The 18026-nt window shown below is 67.1% G+C and carries 11 protein-coding genes and 1 pseudogene; 5 read left to right on the forward strand and 7 right to left on the reverse strand.

Translation table 11 applies throughout. From position 1 onward, the window contains the following. Nucleotides 1-23: 23 nt before the first annotated feature. Complete coding sequence (locus Q0581_RS05670; protein ID WP_298698418.1) at nt 24-1229, forward strand: pyridoxal phosphate-dependent aminotransferase; 1206 nt, start codon at nt 24-26, stop codon at nt 1227-1229. 89 nt (nt 1230-1318) lie between these two features. Here Q0581_RS05670 and rpoC read toward each other — a convergent pair whose 3' ends face one another. Together rpoC and rpoB are read right to left on the reverse strand one after the other, a co-directional pair. Then, nucleotides 1319-5515, reverse strand: coding sequence for a DNA-directed RNA polymerase subunit beta' (rpoC, locus tag Q0581_RS05675; RefSeq protein ID WP_298698420.1), 4197 nt, complete (start codon nt 5513-5515; stop codon nt 1319-1321). Between the two features lie 101 nt (nt 5516-5616). Then, nucleotides 5617-9744 (reverse strand): DNA-directed RNA polymerase subunit beta, encoded by a 4128-nt coding sequence (gene rpoB, locus Q0581_RS05680; protein WP_298698423.1) that lies wholly within the window; start codon nt 9742-9744, stop codon nt 5617-5619. Between the two features lie 367 nt (nt 9745-10111). Here rpoB and Q0581_RS05685 point away from each other — a divergent pair, with 367 nt between their 5' ends. The 4 genes from Q0581_RS05685 to Q0581_RS05700 all read left to right on the forward strand — a co-directional run bounded on the left by Q0581_RS05685 (nt 10112) and on the right by Q0581_RS05700 (nt 15237). Further along, the gene (locus Q0581_RS05685) at nt 10112-10762 is read left to right on the forward strand and encodes a PAN domain-containing protein (protein ID WP_298698426.1); all 651 of its coding nucleotides are present in this window, start codon (nt 10112-10114) and stop codon (nt 10760-10762) included. Nucleotides 10763-10800: 38 nt separating this feature from the next. Then, complete coding sequence (locus Q0581_RS05690; protein ID WP_298698429.1) at nt 10801-11304, forward strand: FKBP-type peptidyl-prolyl cis-trans isomerase; 504 nt, start codon at nt 10801-10803, stop codon at nt 11302-11304. 68 nt (nt 11305-11372) lie between these two features. Beyond that, entirely contained in the window at nt 11373-13316 is a 1944-nt protein-coding gene (locus tag Q0581_RS05695; RefSeq protein WP_298698431.1) for a peptidase M61, read from the forward strand. 4 nt (nt 13317-13320) lie between these two features. Further along, nucleotides 13321-15237 carry a peptidase M61 gene (locus Q0581_RS05700; protein WP_298698433.1) on the forward strand — a complete coding sequence of 639 codons (1917 nt, stop codon included), beginning with the start codon at nt 13321-13323 and terminating at the stop codon, nt 15235-15237. A 9-nt stretch (nt 15238-15246) separates the two neighbouring features. Here Q0581_RS05700 and Q0581_RS05705 read toward each other — a convergent pair whose 3' ends face one another. From Q0581_RS05705 to Q0581_RS05725, 5 genes and pseudogenes are all read right to left on the reverse strand, one after another. Further along, the gene (locus Q0581_RS05705; protein ID WP_298698467.1) at nt 15247-15645 is read right to left on the reverse strand and encodes a hypothetical protein; all 399 of its coding nucleotides are present in this window, start codon (nt 15643-15645) and stop codon (nt 15247-15249) included. Nucleotides 15646-15769: 124 nt separating this feature from the next. Further along, nucleotides 15770-16156: a 50S ribosomal protein L7/L12 gene (gene rplL / locus Q0581_RS05710; RefSeq protein ID WP_298698470.1), complete on the reverse strand. Its 387-nt coding sequence runs from the start codon at nt 16154-16156 to the stop codon at nt 15770-15772. A gap of 63 nt (nt 16157-16219) precedes the next feature. Next, on the reverse strand, nt 16220-16735 hold the full coding sequence (rplJ, locus tag Q0581_RS05715; protein WP_298698473.1) for a 50S ribosomal protein L10: 516 nt from the start codon (nt 16733-16735) through the stop codon (nt 16220-16222). Between the two features lie 300 nt (nt 16736-17035). After that, nucleotides 17036-17497 (reverse strand): NUDIX hydrolase, encoded by a 462-nt coding sequence (locus Q0581_RS05720; protein ID WP_298698475.1) that lies wholly within the window; start codon nt 17495-17497, stop codon nt 17036-17038. Nucleotides 17498-17694: 197 nt separating this feature from the next. Continuing rightward, nucleotides 17695-18026, reverse strand: a pseudogene (locus tag Q0581_RS05725) (50S ribosomal protein L1); the annotation flags it as partial.

The raw sequence follows: 18026 nt of genomic DNA on the forward strand, positions 1-18026 counted from the left end.
CTCTCCCCCTAAGAGAGTCCGCCATGTCCAGTCTGCAGTCCGTCGCCCTCGCCCGCGTCAAGCCTTCGGCCACCCTGGCCGTGTCCGCCCGCGCGCGCGCGCTTCAGGCCGAGGGCCGCGACATCATCAGCCTGGGCGCCGGCGAGCCGGACTTCGACACGCCCGAAAACATCAAGGCCGCCGCCGTCGCCGCCATCCAGGCCAACCGCACCCGCTATACCGACGCCGACGGCATTCCCGAGCTGAAGGCGGCCATCGCGGCCAAATTCGCGCGCGAGAACGGCCTGACCTATGCGACGAACCAGGTCCACGTCGCGCCGGGCGGCAAGCCGGTGCTGTACAACGCCCTTCTGGCCACCCTGTCGCCCGGCGACCAGGTGATCGTGCCGGCCCCCTATTGGGTCAGCTATCCCGACATGGTGCTGCTGGCGGGCGGCGAGCCGGTCGAGGTGGTGGGTCAGGAGGCGGACGGCTTCAAGCTGCGGCCCGAGGTGCTGGAGGCCGCGATCACGCCGCGCACCCGTTGGCTGATCCTGAACAGCCCGTCGAACCCCACCGGCGCCGCCTACACCCGCGCGGAGCTGGAGGCCCTGGCCGTCGTGCTGCGTCGGCATCCGCACGTCTGGATCATGACCGACGACATGTACGAACACCTGATCTATGACGGGTTCGATTTCGTCACCATGGCCCAGGTCGCGCCGGACCTTTACGACCGCACCCTGACGGTCAATGGCGTCAGCAAGGCCTATTCCATGACCGGCTGGCGCATCGGCTATGCGGCCGGTCCCAAGCCGCTGATCGACCTGATGCGCAAGGTCATCAGCCAGACCACCTCCAACCCCTGCTCCATCAGCCAGTGGGCGGCGGTCGAGGCCCTGAACGGGCCGCAGGACTTCATCCCCGAGCGCGCCGCCCATTTCCAGCGCCGCCGCGATCTGGTGGTGTCGATGCTGAACCAGGCGGCGGGCGTCACCTGCGCCCGACCCGAGGGCGCCTTCTATGTCTATCCGTCCATCGCCGGCCTGATCGGCAAGACCGCGCCGTCGGGCGTGACCATCGACAGCGACGAGACCTTCGTCACCGAACTGCTGAACGCCGAAGGGGTGTCGGCGGTCCAGGGCGCGGCCTTCGGCCTGTCGCCCTATTTCCGCATCAGCTACGCGACATCGGACGCGCTGCTGGAAGAAGCCTGCGCCCGTATCCAGCGGTTCTGCGCCAGCCTGGGCTGAAGGCTCGGTCGGCCCCTCCGCAGCACGCATGAAAAGAGGCGGCCCCGTTGCCGGGACCGCCTCCAGTTTCAGTCAGCCTCGTCGGGCGATCAGCCCTCCGAATGCTCCAGTTCGGCCGCCAGATCGGCCGGCAGCGGCTCGACCGCGGCTTCCAGCGACTGGGTCAGTTCGGCGTCGCGCTCGTTGGCGATCTTCTGGAGCGAGCGCAGATAGGCGCCGGTGCCCGCCGGGATCAGCCGGCCGACGATGACGTTCTCCTTCAGCCCTTCCAGGGTGTCGATCTTGCCGTTGACCGAGGCGTCGGTCAGGACGCGGGTGGTCTCCTGGAACGACGCCGCCGAGATGAAGCTGCGGGTCTGCAGCGACGCCTTGGTGATGCCCAAGAGGACCGGCTGCGTGATGGCCGGACGGCCGCCGCGCTTCTCGACCTTGGCGTTTTCGAAGGCCGCCTCGGCCACTTCGACCGTGTCGGACTTGATCAGGGTGGTCTCACCCGGATCGACGACCTCGACCTTCTGCAGCATCTGGCGAACGATCACCTCAATGTGCTTGTCGTTGATCGGCACGCCCTGCAGGCGATAGACCTCCTGCACCTCGTTCACCAGATACTCGGCCAGCGCCTCGACGCCCTGGATGCGCAGCAGGTCGTGCGGATCCGGGTTGCCGTCGATGATGTAGTCGCCCTTCTGGATCAGATCGCCGTCGTGGACGGAGATGTGCTTGCCCTTCGGGATCAGGAATTCGACCGCCTCGGCCTGGTTGCCGTCGGCATCCGGCTCCGGGGTGATCTTGATGCGACGCTTGTTCTTGTAGTCACGGCCGAATTCGACGCGGCCGTCCATCTCGGCGATGACCGCGCAGTCCTTCGGACGACGGGCTTCGAACAGTTCGGCGACGCGCGGCAGACCGCCGGTGATGTCGCGGGTCTTGGCGCCTTCGGTCGGAACGCGGGCGATGATCTCGCCCGGCTTGACCTCGTCGCCGTTGGACACCGACAGAACGGCGCCCACCGGCAGCAGGTAACGGGCGTCCGAGCCCGAGGCCAGCTTGGCGTAGGCGTCGCCCTTGGTGACGCCCATGGCCGGACGCAGGTCCGAGCCGCGCGGGCTGGCGCGCCAGTCCGAAACGACGCGGTTGGCGATGCCGGTGGCTTCGTCGGTTTCCTCGCGGACCGACAGGCCCTCCACCAGATCCTCGAAGCGGATGGTGCCGCCCACCTCGGTCAGGATCGGGGTGGTGTAGGGATCCCACTCGGCCAGGCGCAGGCCCTTGGTGATGTCGGCGCCGTCCTTGACGCGGATGCGGGCGCCGTAGGGCACCTTGTGCGTCTCGCGGTCCTTGCCGTCGACGGTGACGACGACCACGACGTTGCGGCTCATGGCCACCAGGTCGCCGTGGGCGGCCTTGACGGTCGGGCCGACGATCTTGGCCTTGCCGGGGTTGGTCGCCTCGACGAACGAGGTTTCGGCCACCTGGGCGGTGCCGCCGATGTGGAAGGTCCGCATCGTCAGCTGGGTGCCCGGCTCGCCGATGGACTGGGCGGCGATGACGCCGACCGCTTCGCCGATGTTGACGTTGGTGCCGCGCGCCAGATCACGGCCGTAGCACATGCCGCAGATGCCGGCCTCGGCCTCGCAGGTCAGGGCCGAACGGACCTTGATCGACTGGACGCCGGCGGCCTCGATGGCCTCGACTTCCTCTTCCTGCAGATAGGTGTCCGCGGGGAACAGGAGGGTGTCCGACCCCGGCTCCTTGATGTCCTCGGCCGCGTAACGGCCCAGCACGCGCTGGCCCAGCGAAACCAGGACGTCGCCGCCCTCGACCACCGCACGCAGGGTGATGCCGCGGGTCGAGCCGCAGTCTTCCTCAGTGACGATGGAATCCTGGGCCACGTCCACCAGACGACGGGTCAGATAGCCCGAGTTGGCGGTCTTCAGCGCGGTGTCGGCCAGACCCTTGCGGGCGCCGTGGGTCGAGTTGAAGTATTCAAGAACGGTCAGACCTTCCTTGAAGTTCGAGATGATCGGCGTCTCGATGATCTCGCCCGACGGCTTGGCCATCAGGCCGCGCATGCCGCCCAGCTGCTTCATCTGGGCCTGCGAACCGCGGGCGCCCGAGTTGGCCATCATGAACACCGAGTTGACGTCGGGCGCCTGGCCCTCGATCAGCACGCGGGGCTGGGCGATCTCGGCCATCATGGCGTCGGCGATCCGGTCCGTGGCCTTGGCCCAGGCGTCGACGACCTTGTTGTACTTCTCGCCCTTGGTGATCAGGCCGTCGGCGTACTGTTGCTCGTACTCTTCGACCTGTTTGCGGGTTTCCTCGACGAACTCGACCTTCTTGGCCGGGATGACGATGTCGTCCTTGCCGAAGGAAATGCCCGCCTTGGCCGCCTCGCGGAAGCCCAGGCCCATCATCTGGTCGGCGAAGATGACCGTCGCCTTCTGACCGCAGTGGCGATAGACCACGTCGATCAGATTGCCGATCTCCTTCTTGGTCAGGTTCTTCTCAAGCAGGCGATAGCCGACGTTCGGATTCTTGGGCAGCAGGGCGCCCAGCTTCATCCGGCCCGGCGTGGTGTCGATCACCTTGGTGACCAGTTCGCCATCGGCGTTCATCTCGGTCCAGCGGGCCTTGATGCGGGTGTGCAGGCTCACGACGCCGGCGTCCAGCGCCGCATCGATCTCGCCGACATTGGCGAACAGCTTGCCCTCGCCCGGCTCGCCGTCCTTGACCAGCGACAGGTAGTACAGGCCCAGGACGATGTCCTGCGACGGCACGATGATCGGCTTGCCGTTGGCGGGCGACAAGATGTTGTTGGTCGACATCATCAGCACGCGCGCTTCCAGCTGGGCCTCAAGGCTCAGCGGGACGTGCACGGCCATCTGGTCGCCGTCGAAGTCGGCGTTGAAGGCGGCGCAGACCAGCGGGTGCAGCTGGATGGCCTTGCCCTCGATCAGCTTGGGCTCGAACGCCTGGATGCCCAGACGGTGCAGGGTCGGCGCCCGGTTCAGCATGACCGGGTGTTCGCGGATCACCTCGTCCAGGATGTCCCAGACCTGCGGCTGCTCACGCTCGACCATCCGCTTGGACTGTTTGACGGTGCCCGACAGGCCCTTGGCGTCCAGGCGCGCATAGATGAACGGCTTGAACAGCTCCAGCGCCATCTTCTTGGGCAGGCCGCACTCGTGCAGCTTCAGCTCGGGGCCGACCACGATGACCGAACGGCCCGAATAGTCGACGCGCTTGCCCAGCAGGTTCTGGCGGAAGCGGCCCTGCTTGCCCTTCAGCATGTCGGCCAGCGACTTCAGGGGCCGCTTGTTGGCGCCGGTGATGACCCGGCCGCGACGGCCGTTGTCGAACAGGGCGTCGACCGATTCCTGCAGCATCCGCTTTTCGTTGCGGATGATGATGTCCGGCGCCCGCAGCTCCATCAGGCGTTTCAGGCGGTTGTTCCGGTTGATGACCCGGCGATACAGGTCGTTCAGGTCCGAGGTGGCGAAGCGGCCGCCGTCCAGCGGCACCAGCGGGCGCAGTTCCGGCGGGATGACCGGCACGACCGTCAGCACCATCCACTCGGGCTTGTTGCCGCTGTCCAGGAAGGCTTCGATCAGCTTCAGGCGCTTGGAGGCCTTCTTCGCCTTCATCTCCGAGGGGCTGTCGGCCAGTTCGGCGCGGTGCTTCTCGGCTTCCTGATGCAGGTCGATGCCCATCAGCAGGTTGCGCACGGCCTCGGCGCCGATCTCGGCGGTGAAGCCGTCATCGCCGAACTCTTCCTGGTAGTGATAGAATTCGTCCTCGGTCAGCAGCTGGTTCTGCTTCAGCGGGGTCAGGCCCGGCTCGGTGACGATGTAGTTCTCGAAATACAGGACGCGCTCGACGTCCTTCAGCGCCATGTCCAGCATCAGAGAGATGCGCGACGGCAGCGACTTCAGGAACCAGATGTGGGCGACGGGAGCGGCCAGTTCGATATGGCCCATCCGCTCGCGGCGGACGCGGGCCAGGGTGACCTCGACGCCGCATTTCTCGCAGATGATGCCCTTGTATTTCATGCGCTTGTACTTGCCGCACAGGCATTCGTAGTCCTTGGTCGGGCCAAAGATACGGGCGCAGAACAGGCCGTCACGCTCGGGCTTGAACGTGCGGTAGTTGATGGTTTCCGGCTTCTTGATCTCGCCGAACGACCACGACCGGATCTTCTCCGGCGAGGCCAGGGCGATCTTGATCTGGTCGAAGGTCGGGGCGACCGGGACCGGGTTGAAGATGTTCAGGACGTCCTGGTTCATCTTGTCAGTTCCTTCTGCGGCGTCGGCCGCGAAAATCGTTCAGAGGGAGAGCGGGCGGACCGCCCTCCCCGCCTGGCGGCGGAGAGGGCTTCGGATCCGGATCAGCCGTTCTCCAGCTCCACGTTCAGGCCCAGCGAGCGCATTTCCTTGACCAGCACGTTGAAGCTCTCGGGAATGCCGGCCTCGAAGCTGTCGTCGCCACGGACGATGGCCTCGTAGACCTTGGTGCGGCCGGCCACGTCGTCCGACTTGACCGTCAGCATCTCCTGCAGCGTGTAGGCGGCGCCATAGGCTTCCAGCGCCCACACCTCCATCTCGCCGAAGCGCTGGCCGCCGAACTGCGCCTTGCCGCCCAGCGGCTGCTGGGTGACCAGCGAGTACGGGCCGATCGAGCGGGCGTGGATCTTGTCGTCCACCAGGTGGTGCAGCTTCAGCATATAGATGTAGCCGACCGTGACCGGGCGCTTGAACTGCTCGCCCGTCTGGCCGTCGAACAGGATCGACTGACCCGACCGGGCCAGGCCGGCGTCTTCCAGCAGACGCTCGATGTCACTGATGTGGGCGCCGTCGAACACCGGGGTGGCGAACGGAACGCCCTTGGACAGGTTGCGCGCCAGCTCGATCAGGTCCGCCTCGTCGTCCGGCAGGGGGGTGTCCTTGCCATAGACGGACTGCAGACGCTCGGTCAGGGCCTTCTTCTGACCGCCGTGCTGCCAGGCTTCCAGCAGGTCGGCGATCTGACGGCCCAGGCCGGCGGCGGCCCAGCCCAGATGGGTCTCGAAGATCTGGCCGATGTTCATGCGCGACGGCACGCCCAGCGGGTTCAGCACCACGTCGACCGAGGTGCCGTCCTCCAGGTGGGGCATGTCCTCGATCGGCAGGATCTTGGAGATGACGCCCTTGTTGCCGTGACGGCCGGCCATCTTGTCGCCGGGCTGAAGCTTGCGCTTCACGGCCACGAAGACCTTGACCATCTTCATCACGCCCGGCGGCAGTTCGTCGCCGCGCTGCAGCTTCTCGACCTTGTCCTCGAAGCGGCGGTCCAGGGCCTTACGGGCGTCCTCGAACTGCTTCTTCATGGCCTCGAGCTCGCCCATGGCCTTTTCGTCGTCCAGGGCGATCTGCCACCACAGGCCGCGCGACAGGTCGCCCAGCTTGTCTTCAGTGACTTCGCCACGGCCCAGGCCCTTGGGCCCCGACACGGCGGTCTTGCCCAGGATCAGGGGCTTCAGGCGGCCGTAGACGTTGCGCTCCAGAATCTTCAGCTCGTCGTCGCGGTCCTTGCCCAGGCGCTCGATCTCGGCGCGCTCGATGGCGACCGCGCGTTCGTCCTTGTCGACGCCGTGACGGTTGAACACGCGCACGTCCACGATGGTGCCCGCGACGCCGGGCGGCAGGCGCAGCGAGGTGTCGCGCACGTCCGAAGCCTTTTCGCCGAAGATGGCGCGCAGCAGCTTCTCTTCCGGGGTCATCGGGCTTTCGCCCTTGGGGGTGACCTTGCCGCACAGGATGTCGCCCGGCTGGACCTCGGCGCCGATGGCCACGATGCCCGCCTCGTCGAGGTTGCGCAGGGCCTCCTCGCCGACGTTCGGGATGTCGCGGGTGATCTCTTCCGGCCCCAGCTTGGTGTCGCGGGCCATGACCTCGAACTCCTCGATGTGGATCGAGGTGAAGACGTCGTCGCGCACGATACGCTCGGAGATCAGGATCGAGTCTTCGAAATTGTAGCCGTTCCACGGCATGAAGGCGACCAGGGCGTTACGGCCCAGGGCCAGTTCGCCCAGGTCCGTCGACGGGCCGTCGGCGATGACGTCGCCGAACTTCACCTCATCGCCCACGCGCACGATCGGGCGCTGGTTGATGCAGGTCGACTGGTTGGAACGCTGGAATTTCGACAGGCGATAGATGTCGACGCCCGAACGGCCGGCTTCGACGTCGCCGGTGGCGCGAACCACGATGCGGGTGCCGTCGATCTGTTCGACCACGCCGTCACGACGGGCCACGACCACGGCGCCGGAATCCACCGCCACGACGCTTTCCATGCCGGTGCCGACCAGCGGCGCATCGGTCTGGACCAGCGGCACGGCCTGACGCTGCATGTTGGCGCCCATCAGCGCGCGGTTGGCGTCGTCGTTTTCCAGGAAGGGGATCAGGGCGGCGGCGACCGAAACGACCTGTTTCGGCGACACGTCCATCATGTCGACCGTTTCCTTGGTCAGCAGCTGGGATTCGCCGTTGACCCGACCGGGGACCAGATCCTCGACGATCTCGCCGTTCTTCAGCTCGATGTTGGCCTGGGCGATGACGTATTTCGCCTCTTCCATAGCCGAGATGTAGACGACGTCGTCGGTGGCCTTGCCGTCCTTCACGCGACGGTAGGGGCTTTCGATGAAGCCGTATTTGTTCACGCGGGCGTGGGTGGCCAGCGAGTTGATCAGGCCGATGTTCGGGCCTTCCGGCGTTTCGATCGGGCAGATGCGGCCATAGTGGGTCGGGTGCACGTCGCGCACCTCGAAGCCCGCGCGCTCACGCGTCAGACCGCCCGGGCCAAGCGCCGACAGGCGGCGCTTGTGGGTGATTTCCGACAGCGGGTTGGTCTGGTCCATGAACTGCGACAGCTGCGACGAACCGAAGAACTCGCGCACGGCGGCGGCGGCCGGCTTGGCGTTGATCAGGTCGTGCGGCATCACCGTGTCGATATCGACCGAGGACATGCGCTCCTTGATGGCGCGCTCCATCCGCAGCAGGCCGACGCGGTACTGGTTCTCAAGCAGCTCGCCCACCGAACGGACCCGGCGGTTGCCCAGGTTGTCGATGTCGTCGATCTCGCCCTGACCGTCCTTCAGGCCGACCAGGATCTGCAGCACCTTCAGCACGTCTTCCTTGCGCAGCACGCGAATCTCGTCCGAGACCTCGGGGCTTTCCAGGCGCATGTTCATCTTCACGCGGCCGACCGACGACAGGTCATAGCGTTCGGAATCGAAGAACAGGCTGTTGAACATCGCCTCGGCCGCTTCCGGCGTCGGCGGCTCGCCCGGACGCATGACGCGATAGACGTCGAACAGGGCTTCCTCGCGGTTGGTCGACTTGTCGATCCGCAGGGTGTTGCGCATGTAGGCGCCGACCGTGACGTGGTCGATGTCCAGCACGTCGATGGTGGTGAAGCCGTTGTCCACCAGCACGGTGATCGCGGCCTGGTCCAGCTCGTCGCCGGCCTCGGCGTAGATTTCGCCGGTCTGCATGTTGACCGCGTCGCTGGCCAGATATTTGCCGATCAGGGCGTCGGCCGACAGCGACAGCGACTTGACCGTCTCGCCCAGCTTCTTGGCCTGGCGGGCGCTGATTTTGGTCCCGGCGGCGGCGATGACCTCGCCGGTGTCGGCGTCGATCAGGTCGAACTCCGGCTTCACGCCGCGCCAGCGCTCGGGCTTGTAGGGGGTGACCCAGCCGCTCTCGCCCTTCTTGGTGCGCATTTCGTACGGCACGGTTTCATAGAAGGTGCGCAGGATCTCTTCGCCGTCCATGCCCAGGGCATAGAGGAAGGTGGTCGCCGGCAGCTTGCGGCGGCGGTCGATGCGGACATAGACGATGTCCTTGGCGTCGAACTCGAAGTCCAGCCACGAGCCGCGATACGGAATCACGCGGGCGGCGAACAGCAGCTTGCCCGAAGAGTGGGTCTTGCCCTTGTCGTGGTCGAAGAAGACGCCCGGCGAACGGTGCATCTGCGAGACGATCACGCGCTCGGTGCCGTTGACGATGAAGGTGCCCTTGTCCGTCATGAGCGGGATGTCGCCCATGTAGACGTCCTGCTCCTTGATGTCCTTGACCGAGCGGGCGCCGGTTTCCTCGTCCGCCTCGAACACGATCAGGCGCAGCTTGACCTTCAGCGGCGCGGCAAAGGTCATGTCGCGCTGGATGCACTCCTCGACGTCATACTTCGGGTCCTCGAACTCGTAGGTGACGTATTCCAGGACGGCGCGTTCGTTGAAGTCCTTGATCGGGAAGACCGACTTGAACACCGCCTCGACGCCCTGGTCGCGACGCGGGGCCGTGCGGCCGTCGCGTTGCAGGAACTGCTCGTACGACGCGCGCTGAACCTCGATCAGGTTCGGCATCTGCACCGCCTCGGGGATGCGCCCGAACGACTTGCGGATGCGCTTCTTGCCGGTGAACGACGTGGCGGAGGCGATCTGGGCGGCGAGCGCGAGACCGTCGATGGACTTGGCCATTCTGTTTTCCCAATCGGCGGGCCGGGAGGGCAGCCCGCAATCAATGCAGCGGCCACGGCGCGCCTATCCGGCGTCCGCGGCGTTGAAGGTTTCGGCGTCCACCCTCGGTCCGACCCGGACCAGGACGCCTGAAATGCAGGACCCCCTTGGGAAGGGGTGCGTCTTCGACCGGTCGGAGGGCGACGGACCGGGCCTCGACGCTTTCGCGCGCGACTCTTACGGAGTGATGCGGAACGCGCTGATATACTCGCTTTTCGGACGAAATAAAGGCCGGACGTACGGTTTTTCATCGCGGCCGTCAGGAAAGGAAACTGGACGCCGCCGCGCACCGCCCGAAACAGTCCCCGCCTCGTGATCGGAGGGCGCCATGGGTCGCATCATCACCGTATTGACCGTGCTGCTGCTGGCGATCGGCTGGGGCGCCGCCTCGTCCGCGCGACAGTCCGGCGTCGCCCCCGTCGGCAGCCCCGCGCGGTGCCTGGCGGTGGCCTCGGTCATGGTCGAAGCCGAGTCGGATTCGATCCGCGCGGGCCGGATGATCCTGGCCTTGGGCGAAACCAATGGCGCATCGCAGGCTGACATGGCCCGTACTCGCCGGTCGGTCGAAGAGGCTGAACGCGCCGTGGCCTCGGCCCGAGCGATCGCCGCCCGCTATCCCCCGGATACACGGGTCGATACGACAACGCGGCGCCACCTGATGGATTCGGTCAGCATGGGCGCCCTGCGCACCGAACTGGCCGACTGCGCCGCCGGCACGACCGCCGCACCCGTCCAATCCCGCGTCGTCAACGGCTTCCTGCGCGAGGACGGCCTGGACCGGGCGGGCAATGATCTGGGGATGGTCGAAGTGGGGACCGACGATTTCGAGGCCTGCCGCGTGATGTGCGTCGCCAACCGCCAGTGCCGCGCCTTCAACCTGTATACGCCCGCGCCGCGCGACAAGAGCTATTGCTGGCTGAAACACACGGCAGGGCCGGCGCGGTCCGATCCCAACTCTGTCGGCGGCGTGCGTCAGTAGGTCTGTTCAGGCCTGCAACCAGCCGCTAGCGTCACCGCATGACCAAGCTGATCGTCCCCGCCCTCGCCGCCCTCACGCTCGCCGCCTGCGCCACCGCTCCGACGGCGCCGCCGGCCCCCGTCGGTCCCGCCACGCAAGAGAATTGGGACGCCGGTCAGGCGGCCTATCTGGCCTGGAACGGCGAACGGCGCGGCTGGACCACCACCGACACCGGCCTGCAGTACCGCCGCGTGGGCAAGGCCAATCCGGCCGGCGCCCAGCCCAAGGCGACCGATGTGGTCAAGGTCCACTATCGCGGCGTGCGCATCGACGGGGTGGAATTCGACAGTTCGTACAAGCGCGGCGAACCGGCCGAGTTTCCGCTGAACCGCGTCATCGCCGGCTGGACCCAGGGCGTCGCCCTGATGCGCGAGGGCGAGACGTTCGAGTTCGCCATTCCCGCCGCCCTGGCCTATGGCGGCCGCCGCGTCGGGGGCGACATTCCGGCCAATTCGACCCTGATCTTCACGGTCGAACTGATTGAGGTGAAGCCCGCGGCTTGACCCCGGCGGGCGGCTGGCGCCAGCTTCGGCGCGCCGCGGCTGGGCGGCGCCGTACCGGAGTTGCGTCGATGAAACGTCCCCTCGTTCTGGCCTGCGCCGCCGCCCTGATGATCGTGGCCGGCGCGCCCGCGGCCGCCCAGGTGGGAACGCCCGCCCTGCCCCGCCCTCTGCCGCCGATCCCGGCGGTGCGCGATGCGGCCTATCCCGGCGTCATCGACATCGCCGTGGACGCCAGCGACGTCAGCCGCCGCATCATCAGCGTACGCCAGACCATTCCCGTCGCCGGCCCCGGTCCGCTGACCCTGCTTTATCCCGAGTGGATTCCCGGCAACCACGCCCCGCGCGGCCCGATGCGCAGCATCGCCGGACTGGTCGTCACCGCCGACGGCCAGCGGCTGGACTGGCTGCGCGACACGGTCAATACCAACGCCTTCCACATCGATGTACCTGCTGGCGTAGAGGCGGTGCAGGTGCAGTTTCAGTGGCTGACCCCCATCGACGATTCGACCCAGCGCACCGTCTTCACCGACGAGATGGTCAATGTGCAGTGGGAGAAGGCCCTGCTGTACCCGGCCGGCTACGCCCACAACCGGATGATGTTCCGCCCGTCGCTGAAACTGCCCGAAGGCTGGAGCCACGGCGTCGCCCTGACCCAGGAGACGGTCCAGGACGGCTGGGTCCGCTTCGCCCCCATCAGCCTGGAGCATCTGGCCGACAGCCCGGTGTTCGCGGGCCTGCATTACCGGATGATCGACCTGGACCCCGGCGGCCGGTCGCCGGTGCGACTGCACATGATCGCCGACAAGCCCGAAAGCCTGGCCGCCACGGACGAGCAGATCCAGATCCACCGCAATCTGGTGGTCCAGGCCGACCGTCTGTACGGCGCGCGTCATTTCGACCGCTATGAGTTCCTGCTAGCCCTGACCGACCGGCTGGGCGGCATCGGGCTGGAGCATCACCGCTCGTCCGAGAACAGCGTCGATACCGGCTATTTCACCAACTGGGCCGCCCTGCGCAGCGACCGCGACCTGTTGGCCCACGAATACAACCACTCCTGGAACGGCAAATACCGGCGTCCGGCCGATCAGCTGGTCCTCAATCTGAACACCCCGCTGCAGAACAGCCTGATGTGGGTCTATGAGGGCCAGGATCAGTACTACGGCCTGGTGCTGGCCGCCCGCTCGGGCATGCTCAGCCGCGACGACGCCCTGGCGATCCTGGCCACCACGGCCGCCGCCTATGACAACAATCCCGGCAATGCCTGGCGCGCGCTTCAGGACACGACCAACGACCCCATCATCAGCCAGCGCCGTCCCCAGGCCTGGGGCTCGTACCAGCGCAGCGAGGACTATTACCGTCAGGGGGCGATGATCTGGCTGGAGATCGACACCCTGATCCGCGAGCAGACGGGCGGCCGCAAGTCGCTGGACGATTTCGCCCGCGCCTTCTTCGGCATGGATGACGGAGCCTGGGATCCGCGCCCCTATGACTTCGACGAGGTGGTGACGACGCTGAACGCCGTGCATCCGCACGACTGGGCGGCCTATCTGCGCGCGCGCCTGGACGGGGTCGGCCCCACCGCCATCGAGCCGCTGTCGTGGATCGAACGTGGCGGCTATCGGCTGGTCTATGACGAGCGGATGACCGACTATCTGAAGACCCTGAACGGCGAGCTGAAGCGTAACGACTTCACCTATTCGCTGGGCTTCATGATGAACGCCTCCAACCGCATCACCAGCGTGCTGTGGGGCGGCCCGGCGTTCGAGCAGGGGCTGAGCATCGGCTGGGAGCTGATGGCGGTGAACGGCCGCACGGCCAGCCCGGCGGCCCTGCGCGAGGCGATCACGGCGGCCAAGGACAGTCCCGAGCCGATCGAAGTGGTGCTGAAGCGCGGCGACCTGGTGCGCACGGTGCGCTTCGATTACCACGGCGGCCTGCGTTACCCCCGGCTGGAACGGATCGAGGGCGCGCCGGACCGGCTGGGCGACATCCTGGCCCCGCGCAGGCGCTGAGCCGATGCGCCCTCTCATGCTCGGCGCCGTGCTGGCGCTGCTGTCCGCGGCGCCCGTGACGGCCCAGGTCGTGACGCCGCCCATTCCGGCCGTTCAGGACCGCGACTATCCGGGCGTGATCCGGCATCAGGTGGACATCACCGACGTCGAGCACCGCATAATCCGCGTGCGCCAGCAGATTCCGGTGTCGGCCGGGCCGCTGACCCTGCTTTATCCGAAATATCTGCCCGGCAATCATTCGCCCAGCGGACCGATCCAGCTGGTCGCGGGCCTGGTCGTCTCGGCCGGGGGCGAACGCGTCGCCTGGACGCGCGATCCGATCGATCCTTACGCCTTCCACATCGATGTGCCGCAGGGCGTGACGACGCTGGACGTGGCCTTCGACTGGCTGACCCAGCCGGACGGCGGGGCCTGGCGCGTGGTGATGACGCCCGAGATCGTCAATCTGCAGTTCGACAAGGCGCTGCTTTACCCCGCCGGCTATCCGCAAAGCCGAATCCGGTTCGAGACCTCGGTGCGTCTGCCGGCCGGGTGGAACTATGGCGTGGCGCTGGATACGGCCGGGCGCGACGGCGACGTGGCCCGGTTCGCGCCGGTCAGCCTGGAGGTTCTGGCCGACAGCCCGATGTACGCCGGCGCCCACTATCGTCAGGTCGATCTGGCGGTGGACGGCGGCCGGCCGCCGGTGCGGCTGAACCTGGTCGGCGACACGGCCCAGGCGATCCGCATCACCGACGACCAGGTGCGGGCCTATCGCGATCTGGTCACCCAGGCCGACCGCCTGTTCGGCAGCCGCAGCTATGACCGGTACGACTTCCTGCTGGCCCTGACCGACCGGCTGGGCGGGATCGGGCTGGAGCATCACCGCTCGTCGGAAAACACCGGCGCGGCCGATTTCTTCGGCGCGACATGGGCGCGGTCGTTCAAGGGGCGGCGGCTGCTGCCGCACGAATACGTCCACACCTGGAACGGCAAATACCGGCGCCCGGCCGATCAGATGGTCCCCAATCTGAACACCCCGGTCCGCAACAGCCTGTTGTGGGTGTACGAGGGCCAGACCGAATACTGGGGCGCGGTGCTGCAGACCCGCGCGGGCCTGGGGTCGATGGACGAGGCCCTGGCCGACCTGGCCCAGGTGGCGGCCTTCTATGACACCCAGCCGGGGCGCCAGTGGCGGCCGCTGCAGGACACGACCAACAACAATCTTCTGGGCTATCGCATCCGGCAGAACTGGCCGTCGTGGATGCGCGGCTCGGGCGACTATTACCGCGAGGCCCAGCTGATCTGGCTGGACGCCGACACCCTGATCCGCGAGGGCACGGGCGACCGGCGCTCGCTGGACGATTTCGCCCGCGGCTTCTTCGGCGGCGGCGACGGGGTCTGGGCGCCGCGCGGCTATGATTTCGACGAGGTGGTCACGGCCCTGAACGCCGTTCATCCGCACGACTGGGCCGGCTTCCTGCGTTCGCGGCTGCATGCGGTGGGGGACGAAGCTGCCGCCCCGCTGGATGGGCTGGCGCGCGCCGGCTGGCGGCTGGTCTATGCCGACGAACCGACCGCCGCCTACAAGGCGATCATGCCGGGCTGGGAGAGCGACTTCTCCTTCTCGCTGGGCTTCACCCTGGGCGGGGCCAGCAACCGGATTTCCAATGTGCGCTGGGGCGGGCCGGCCTATGACGCCGACATCGGCGAAGGCTGGGATCTGCTGGCGGTCAACGGTCGCGTGGCCAGCGCTCGCGGCCTGCGCCAGGCGGTTCTGGCGGCCAAGGACGGAACCCCGATCGAGATGATCATCCGCAGCGGTGATCGCGTTCGGACCGTGACGATCGACTATCGCGGGGGGCCGCGCCACCCGCGTCTGGAGCGCATCCCCGGCACGCGCGACCGTCTGGCCGACATCATGGCCGCGCGCCGGCGCTGATCCCAGCGATCAGCTTATGCCCAGATCCCAGCAGGCCTGGGGTTTGGAGCGCCTCCGCAACTCGTCCACCTGGGCCGTGCAGCGCGCCGCCGCCTCGGTCGCCGGCAGGGTCTGCAGCGTCCAGCGCAGATCCCGCAATTCGGTGCGCAGCCCCTCATGATCGGCGGTGCGGCCAATCCGCTGGTCGCAGGTGACCATGTCCATCTTCAACGAGGCCAGTTCGACGCACGGCAGCGGCAGGTCGCCGATGATCTGACGCGCCTTGACGCCGGTCATGGGCAGGTCGGGGCTGGGGGGCGACGGCGGCGCGGGCGGCGCGGGCGGCGTCCTGGGCGCCGGTTGTTCACATCCGGTCAGCACCAGGGCGAAGGCGGCGACGGCCGCCGCAGGCAGAATGGCGTTTTTCATCAAACAGTCCTCCCGCCGCCAACGGATCACGGCCGGGTCTGTCTGTCCATGATGCAAAAGAAAACGGGCCGGGGATCGCTCCCCGGCCCGTCGATCGTCAGCCGTGAGGCTGGCGCTGGGTCGATTACTTGATTTCGACCTTGGCGCCGGCTTCTTCCAGCTTCTTCTTCAGCTCTTCAGCAGCTTGCTTCGAGACGTTCTCGACGACCGGCTGCGGAGCGCCTTCGACCAGGTCCTTGGCTTCCTTCAGGCCCAGGTCGGTGCGGACGCCGCGGACTTCCTTGATGACGTTGATCTTCTTGTCGCCGCCGTCGACCAGGACGACGGTGAACTCGGTTTGCTCTTCGCCGGCTTCAGCCGGAGCAGCGGCGCCGCCACCGGCGGGCATGGCCATCGCGACCGGAGCAGCGGCGCTGACGCCCCACTTTTCTTCCAGCAGCTTCGACAGTTCGGCGGCTTCGAGGACGGTCAGCGAGGACAGGTCTTCGACGATCTTGGACAGGTCAGCCATGGTTCGTTTTCCTTCGGAGGATTGGGTTCAGATAGAGGTTATGCAGAGATGGAAGCGGTCGCCTTAGGCGGCGTCTTTGGTCGCATAGGCGTTGAAGACGCGAGCCAGCTGGCCGGCCGGGGCCTGGACCACACCGGCGATCTTGGTCGCAGGCGCGTTGAGCAGACCCAGCAGCGAAGCGCGGATCTGGTCCAGCGAAGGCAGTTTGGACAGGGTTTCGATGCCCTTGGCGTCCAGAACCTTCTCGCCCATGAAGCCGCCCTGGACCACGAACTTGTCGTTGCCCTTGGCGAATTCGGCGGTGATCTTGGCGGCCGTCACCGGGTCGGAGGCGTAGGCGATGCCCACCGGACCCTTGAACAGGCCGTGGTAGTCGCTGCCTTCTTCGGCTTCGAGCGCCTTGAGCGCCAGGCGGTTCTTGATCACCTTGAACGCGGCGCCTTCCTTGCGGAGGCGGCCACGCAGGTCTTCCATTTCCGCAACGGTCAGACCCAGGTTGTGGGTCACGACCACGGCGCCGGCGTCAGCGAAGACGCCCTTCAGCGTCTCGATCGACTCGGCCTTTTGTGCGCGGTCCATTGCGGTCTCCAGTCTTGGTATTCGCCGCCGGGGTCATTCCCGACGACGGATTGGCCAAAGCGTCGCGCGTCGCCGCGAAACGATCAGGCCGGTCGTATTGTCCGAAGGAAGCGCGAACCCGATCCGTCCCGGTTGCGAGACTGACCAGTGTCCGTTGCGTCCCCATCTCCCCACGGCGCCAGAGGGCTCTCTGACAGTTACGGCGCGGGTGACCCCCACGCCCCGAAGTTCTCGGACAGGACCGTCACGACGCGAGGTCATGACGGGAAGCGGCGCTCATACAGGCGCGCGAGCGGAAAATCAACGCCCCAGATCGCCCCCGTCGGCCGCGAACGCCAGGATCAGCGCCGCCAGGTCCGGTTCATCGACCATCACCGCCGCGCGGTCGGCGCGAAACCATCGGCGGGTGCGCTGGGCCGCCTCGCGCCAATCGTCGTGCTGGACCTGGGCCTCAAGAGCGAAGACCGTCACCTGGGTCGGGCGCGGCCCGCGCCGTTTCAGGCGTTTCAGATAGGAAAAGACCCCCAGCGGCGTCTCGGTGACCCGCCCTTCGACACCCGCCTCCTCCAGCGCCTCCTGCGCCGCCGACTGGGCGTCGGTCAGGCCCCGCATCCGTCCGCCCTTGGGCGTGACCCAGCGGCCGGTGTCGCGCGAGGTGACCAGCAGGATTTCAATCGCCCCGCCCTGATCCACGCGCCAGCACAGGGCCGCGACCTGGCGGCGCGGCGCAATCGACAGTTCTGGCGGGGTGGGCGGCGGCATCCGCACGCTCCTGATTGACGGGCCATCCGTTTACGGAGGATTCGTGACAAACAAAAACGCCGGCGAAGATCGCTCTTCGCCGGCGCTTGTTTTTTGGCCCTACCGCTCGCGACGCGGTCGCTCGCTGCTTGAGGGCCTGTTGTCGCCCTATCGCTCGCGACGCGGTCGCTCGCTACTTGAGGGCGGCTGGAGCCTTATCAGGCGCCCAGCGAGGACGGATCGACCTTGATGCCCGGACCCATGGTCGAGGACAGGCTGATGCGCTGGACATAGGTGCCCTTGGCGCCCGACGGCTTGGCCTTGACCAGGGCGTCGACGATCGCCTTGACGTTGGCTTCCAGGGCGTCCTGGGTGAAGGACACCTTGCCGATGCCGGCGTGGACGATGCCCGCCTTCTCGACACGGAACTCCACGGCGCCGCCCTTGGCGTCCTTGACGGCCTGGGCCACGTTCGGGGTCACGGTGCCGACCTTGGGGTTCGGCATCAGGCCGCGCGGGCCCAGCACCTTACCCAGACGGCCGACCAGGG

This window comes from uncultured Brevundimonas sp. (assembly GCF_937863155.1).
GTDB lineage: Bacteria > Pseudomonadota > Alphaproteobacteria > Caulobacterales > Caulobacteraceae > Brevundimonas.

Bases quoted from the DNA above. Each gene is read 5' to 3' on its own strand.
- Q0581_RS05720 (WP_298698475.1), bottom strand. From the start codon at position 17,497: ATGCCGCCGCCCACCCCGCCAGAACTGTCGATTGCGCCGCGCCGCCAG.
- Q0581_RS05700 (WP_298698433.1), top strand. From the start codon at position 13,321: ATGCGCCCTCTCATGCTCGGCGCCGTGCTGGCGCTGCTGTCCGCGGCG.
- Q0581_RS05685 (WP_298698426.1), top strand. From the start codon at position 10,112: ATGGGTCGCATCATCACCGTATTGACCGTGCTGCTGCTGGCGATCGGC.
- rpoC (WP_298698420.1), bottom strand. From the start codon at position 5,515: ATGAACCAGGACGTCCTGAACATCTTCAACCCGGTCCCGGTCGCCCCG.
- rpoB (WP_298698423.1), bottom strand. From the start codon at position 9,744: ATGGCCAAGTCCATCGACGGTCTCGCGCTCGCCGCCCAGATCGCCTCC.
- Q0581_RS05705 (WP_298698467.1), bottom strand. From the start codon at position 15,645: ATGAAAAACGCCATTCTGCCTGCGGCGGCCGTCGCCGCCTTCGCCCTG.
- Q0581_RS05695 (WP_298698431.1), top strand. From the start codon at position 11,373: ATGAAACGTCCCCTCGTTCTGGCCTGCGCCGCCGCCCTGATGATCGTG.
- rplJ (WP_298698473.1), bottom strand. From the start codon at position 16,735: ATGGACCGCGCACAAAAGGCCGAGTCGATCGAGACGCTGAAGGGCGTC.
- Q0581_RS05670 (WP_298698418.1), top strand. From the start codon at position 24: ATGTCCAGTCTGCAGTCCGTCGCCCTCGCCCGCGTCAAGCCTTCGGCC.
- rplL (WP_298698470.1), bottom strand. From the start codon at position 16,156: ATGGCTGACCTGTCCAAGATCGTCGAAGACCTGTCCTCGCTGACCGTC.
- Q0581_RS05690 (WP_298698429.1), top strand. From the start codon at position 10,801: ATGACCAAGCTGATCGTCCCCGCCCTCGCCGCCCTCACGCTCGCCGCC.